The 266-nt window shown below is 44.0% G+C and carries 1 pseudogene; it reads left to right on the forward strand.

What is annotated here, in order from left to right:
* Positions 1-253: pseudogene (locus AAEZ00_RS21395) on the forward strand (CbbBc protein); the annotation flags it as partial.
* Positions 254-266 lie beyond the last annotated feature (13 nt).

A 266-nucleotide genomic window follows, 5' to 3' on the forward strand; every position in this document is an offset into this window, starting at 1 on the left:
GCTTAATCTGCTTGAAGACCAACTTATTGATATACAGTCTATTGCCAACGACAATATCGTCCGCAAAGTCTGTGACTTTAGCGTGGTTTATTACGACATTCCACGCGGTAACATTGCTGCTTATTATCCTGAGACGAATCCACTGGTGTCAATCAACAGCGTCGGAATTGGCTCTTACACCCCAACCTCAAAATCAATCCCGGTGGTTATTACTCCATCAACCAAACAGGTGATTAGCGTGGCTCAGGTGTAAGTAACCTAAACTC

The sequence above is a fragment of the Shewanella sp. S1-49-MNA-CIBAN-0167 genome, from assembly GCF_040310145.1.
GTDB classification, from domain to species: domain Bacteria; phylum Pseudomonadota; class Gammaproteobacteria; order Enterobacterales; family Shewanellaceae; genus Shewanella; species Shewanella psychromarinicola.